Consider the following 4,626-nt stretch of genomic DNA (forward strand, 5'->3'; position numbering starts at 1 on the left):
GCTGTACGGCAATGGGCCCGAGGCGTACTCGCTGTACCGCCGCACCGGGGTTCCGAACCTGACGCCCACCACGGGCGCCAAGGTCCCCAGCCGTCTCACCTATCCGAACCAGGAGTCGCTCCTGAACACGGAGAACCGCGCGGCCGCAGTGGCCCGCAGCGGCGGGACGAGCATCTTCGACAAGCTGTGGTGGGAGAAGCCGTAACCCGCGCAGCCTGACAGTTGGTAAACAGAAGGGGCCTCCTCGCGGAGGCCCCTTCTGCGTTTTCACCTTCTTCCGATCTCCTCTGCCCACCCCGCCTCTACCCCACCCGAGATCATATGAAATCCGGGAGAATCGGTGCGGCCAGCATCGCCCTGGCGGCTAAAGCCGCGGGCTACGACGGCGCGAAGCCCACCTCCGTGGGCTGCTACCGATGGTCTGAATCGCTTCGGCGAGACTCCTCGAAGGCAAGTCAATCTACCCCGATTCCGTATTAGACGGACAGCGTTGGTAGATGCTGGTCGGAAGATGCGCGTCGGCGCGGCTTCGGAAACATCGGCGGCTGTGTTCAGCCGCCACGGCCGGATCCACAGAACTCGGGAGATGGGCGGCATTCTCGCGGATGCGGGAGAATGCACGCCCGATCCACCCGCCGATGCGCGCTTCCACCTGCGGGGCACAAGTCAGCGCGGAGCATTGTCGAAAGGTCGATGCCGGTCCAAGGACGGGGGCTTACCCTGGCAGCCACCCTGCTCATCAACCGACGATTGTCGCATCTCCCCAACAGCCTTCCACCGACAACCCCCGACCACGCGGAAATCTCCCGCGCGCTACTCCCCGGTGGTCGTCTCCGGCGCGCCGTCGTCGGCGCCGGTCTGGAGGAAGACGAGGATGAGGCCGTTGGCGCTGAAGTCGTAGCCGGGCTGTGCGGCGATGCCGGCCGGGTAGACCTCCACGCGCTGCACGTCGGCGGCGCTCAGCATCTCCAGCACGCAGGTGTTGATGGCGCGGGTGCCGTCCACGTACACCAGCGGGTCGTTGGAGCCCACCAGGCTCTTGGGACCGCGCAGCGTGATCGCCGGGCAGCTGGCGTTCACCGGGTGCCGCACGCCCATGCCGGGCACGTGGCCCTGGAGCGCCCCCAGCAGGTTCGCGCCGCGCACGTCCATCTGCGCGGCGTTGACCACGATGCCCATCCGCCCGCCCGTGCGCGGCCCGCCGGGTCGGTGCGCCGCGGGAGCGCATGCGGCCAGCAGCAGCGCGCCGCATGCGGCGATGGCGAGTGGGGTGCTGCCCGTGTGGACCTGCATGGCATGCCTCCGGGTGACGGGTGGGCACTGCCCGCACGGCACGGGGCGGCCGCGCGGCTGGAGACTGCGGGGCGGGCGCACGAGGGGTGCGGCGCCCACGGACGCGGGATGCATGGAAAGCGCCCGCGTTCCGACTCTTCGCAAGCACCCGCCGGGCGGTGCGCCGGGGTGCGGCGCGGGGTGGGACCGGAGGCGGGGTGCGGGTGTTCGCGGCCCGCGCGTCTCCCGCGGCGAAGTAATCTGGCTGACAGGTTGGCCGGATATCTTACGCAGAACGGTGGGTCCCGCGCGTGGCGCGGAGCCTTCCGGACGGCGAGGGATTCCGCGGGAACCGGCCGTTCCCGGCGCTCACCACGGCCGCCGCCCGCACGGGCACGGCGACAGACAAGGAACCGAAACGATGGACATCGTCTCCGCTTTCCGCCACCGCCTGCGTGAGGCCATCGACCGGCGCGGGATCTCGCAGACGTCGCTCGCCCGCGAGCTGGAGGTGCGCGACGCCACCGTGAGCGACTGGCTCACCGGCCGCCGCATGCCCAGCGGCGTCATCTTCCTGCGCCTCCCCGAGCTGCTGGAGGTGGACGGCCACTGGCTGCTCACCGGCGAGCAGCCCCGCCGCAACGGCGACTGGATGGATGGCCTGACCGAGGACGACCGCGACCAGGTGGTCTCGCTGGTGGGCGCCGCCCTGGGCGTGCTGCGCGAGCGCCAGCCGGAGCCCGCGCCTGTGGACTTCCTGCGGATCAGGGCACCAGGCGCAGGTGAGCGGCCCGTGCTCGAAGCGAGAGGCGTCCGCCTGCGCCCGGGCCGCCGTGTGGCTGCCGGCCGCGAGGGCTGAGGCGCTCCAGCTCGCCCGCCACGGCGGGGGGCAGGTCTTCCAGCGACAGCTCGCGGTACAGCCCCACCTTGCCCGGCCGGTCGGTGCTGAGGGTGAGCAGGTCGCCCGGCAGGCCGCCCACGCCGGGCAGCGGCCTCACCAGCTCCACCACCGATGGGGGCCGGCCCGCGCCGGCCCCTTCGTCGGTGCCGCGGTGGCCGCTCATGTCCAGCATGGAGCCCACCACGCGGGCCGGGCTGCCGCCCGCGTCGCGGTCGGCGTGGAAGCGCCCCAGCACCGGCACGTGGCTGCCGTCGCGGCGCTGGAAGCGGAACTCGCCCACGTAGGTGGCGGTGAGGCCGTTCGTCACGCCATCGATCCCCCCGATCACCCGCTCCAGGTCGTCCGGGTGGATGCGCCGCACCCACCACTCCAGCGTGCTCCCCATCTCCTCCGGCGCGTATCCCAGCATGGGCCGTACCGCGCCGTCCCACGCCACGCGGTCGCTCTCCAGGTCCCAGTCGGTCAGCACCTCGTGCACGGCGCGGCCCACCAGCGCGTAGGTGCCCACGCGCGACTGCAGGGCCAGCTGCCACTCCTTGCGCTCGGTCACGTCCTCGGCCACGCCAACCATGCGGGTGACCCTGCCGCCCTCGCCCGCGGCGGGGAAGGCGCGCGCGTGCACCCAGCGCACGGCGCCGTCGGAGGCGCGGACCACGCGGTACTCCAGGTCGTAGCCGTCCTGCGCCATGGTGGCCTGCGCGGCGGCCACCGCTTCGCGGTCGCCGGGGTGGACGGCGGCGAGCAGGGCGCCGCGGTCGGCGTACAGCTCGTCGGCGCTCAGGCCCCACACCTCCTCGTACGCGGGGCTCACGTACTCCACGGTGCCGGTCTCCACGTCGGTGATCCAGAACACCTCGTGGATGTTCTCGGTGATCTGGCGCAGCAGGTTGTCGCTCTCGCGCAGCGCCTCGGTGGCGCGCACCAGGTCGGTCACGTCCCAGGCCAGCCCGTGGGCGCCCACAAGCTCGCCGCCCTCGCGCAGCGGACCCTCCACGATGCGCAGCACGCGCCGCTCGCCGAAGCGGTCGCGCACGGCCTGCATGTACGGCTCGCGGCGGGCCCCGGCGCTCAGGCCGCCGGGCGGGTGCAGCGAGGGGCCGTCGTGCAGCGAGTGCGGCGTGAGGCCCACCAGCTCGGCGGGCTCGTAGCCCAGCACGTCGCGCACCGAGCCGGACACTGCGGTGAAGCGGTCGTCCAGCCCGCGGGCATAGAAGAAGCCGCGGCCCGTCTCCTCGATGAGCTGCACCGCCCGCATCTCGCCCGGCAGCCCGGCGGCGCGGGGCTCCTCGTCCAGCGTCAGCACCGCCTCGGCGGCGGACGCGACGCCGCGGAGCGCGGCGAGCTCTTCCGCGCCCCACTCGCGCGGCTCGGGTGAGAGGGCGCAGACGGCTCCCCGCACGTTCCCCGCGCCACAGCGCACCGGGACGGCCGCGCAGGCCCGAGCGTCCACCGAGCGCAACGCGGAGTTCTCGTCCGCGGACTGGATCACGAGCGTGCCGTCGTACCGCCGCAGCAGGTCCGCGAGCAGCCGCATCGCCTCGCCCGTCACCGGCTCGGCCGAGATGCGCGTGGCGAAGGCGGGCGAGGGCGCGGTCATCTCGGCCCGGTCGCCCCACAGCGCCAGCACCGCCCAAGGCGTCCCGGCCACTCCGCACGCGCTGCCCGCCAGCCGTTCCAGCAGGGTGCGCACGGAAGTGGACGGGGGCGGTCCGGCGCCGGGTGTGCCGGGCTCGGGCATTGGATTCGTCTTCCAGGGTTGGGGCACGGATGCGCCGCATCCGGTTCCCCGTGACGGGAGCGGAGACAGCCTCCGTGTGAGCGGCGGCCGAGATGCGCGGTATAATTGTAGACAGTATACAATCTAATCGCCGCGGAGCCGTCCGTCACATCCCGGTCACGAATCCTCCTTTTGTGGTACGGCTTCGTCCTTTCGCGGTACGGGTTCGTAGCGGCGAAGGACGGACACCGCCAAGACGAGCTTCGGTGCGGGGTGGAACGAATCCGCGGCGGGAATCCGAGACGACGGGCTTCTAATCCGTCCCGGTCCACAGCCAGCGGCCGCCTTCCAGCAGCACGGAAGCGGCCCCTTCGCGCTCCAGGGTGGAGAGGAACGACAGCAGCGCGGTCCGGTTGAGGACGTATGACCCCGCGTTCCCCATCTGCAGCCCGAACGCGGCGGCGAACTCGGCCAGCACGTCCTCCGTCTGCGCCGGGGCGAGGGCGAGATGGCCGCGCAGCCATGCGAATGCGCGGTCGATCACCTCCAGGTTCGCGTCGAGCGTCGGCGCCGGGTCATCCAGCGCGTCGCCGTGGCCGGGCACCATCCACCGCGCACGGGCGGACTGGAGATGGAGGAGGGTGGCGCGGGCGCGGCCGGCATCCACCAGGTACGGCACGCCGTGCTTCGCCAGCGGCTCCGCGCCGAAGAACGCATCCGCCGCGAAGAGGACGCC

Annotated in this window: 5 protein-coding genes; 2 read left to right on the forward strand and 3 right to left on the reverse strand. The window is 72.4% G+C overall.

What is annotated here, in order from left to right:
- Positions 1-205, forward strand: a 205-nt coding sequence (locus VFE05_11480; GenBank protein HET6230681.1) for a SusD/RagB family nutrient-binding outer membrane lipoprotein, incomplete at its 5' end; no start/stop codon positions are given.
- A 608-nt stretch (positions 206-813) separates the two neighbouring features.
- Here VFE05_11480 and VFE05_11485 read toward each other — a convergent pair.
- Positions 814-1,293, reverse strand: a complete 480-nt coding sequence (locus VFE05_11485) for a TonB-dependent receptor plug domain-containing protein (GenBank protein HET6230682.1) — start codon at positions 1,291-1,293, stop codon at positions 814-816.
- 400 nt (positions 1,294-1,693) lie between these two features.
- Here VFE05_11485 and VFE05_11490 point away from each other — a divergent pair, with 400 nt between their 5' ends.
- Complete coding sequence (locus tag VFE05_11490; GenBank protein ID HET6230683.1) at positions 1,694-2,131, forward strand: helix-turn-helix transcriptional regulator; 438 nt, start codon at positions 1,694-1,696, stop codon at positions 2,129-2,131.
- Here the strand turns inward: VFE05_11490 and VFE05_11495 are convergent.
- Both VFE05_11495 and VFE05_11500 read right to left on the reverse strand, forming a co-directional pair.
- The gene (locus tag VFE05_11495) at positions 2,037-3,911 is read right to left on the reverse strand and encodes a PAS domain-containing protein (GenBank protein HET6230684.1); all 1,875 of its coding nucleotides are present in this window, start codon (positions 3,909-3,911) and stop codon (positions 2,037-2,039) included. The two genes, VFE05_11490 and VFE05_11495, sit on opposite strands and share 95 nt — an antisense overlap.
- Before the next feature lie 292 nt (positions 3,912-4,203).
- Positions 4,204-4,626, reverse strand: a 423-nt coding sequence (locus tag VFE05_11500) for a hypothetical protein (protein ID HET6230685.1), incomplete at its 5' end; no start/stop codon positions are given.

Source organism: Longimicrobiaceae bacterium (assembly GCA_035696245.1).
In the GTDB taxonomy this organism is placed as follows: Bacteria; Gemmatimonadota; Gemmatimonadetes; order Longimicrobiales; family Longimicrobiaceae; genus DASRQW01.

Excerpts from the sequence above, each read along its gene's own strand:
- VFE05_11490 (HET6230683.1), top strand. The coding sequence starts at position 1,694 with ATGGACATCGTCTCCGCTTTCCGCCACCGCCTGCGTGAGGCCATCGAC.
- VFE05_11485 (HET6230682.1), bottom strand. The coding sequence starts at position 1,293 with ATGCAGGTCCACACGGGCAGCACCCCACTCGCCATCGCCGCATGCGGC.
- VFE05_11495 (HET6230684.1), bottom strand. The coding sequence starts at position 3,911 with ATGCCCGAGCCCGGCACACCCGGCGCCGGACCGCCCCCGTCCACTTCC.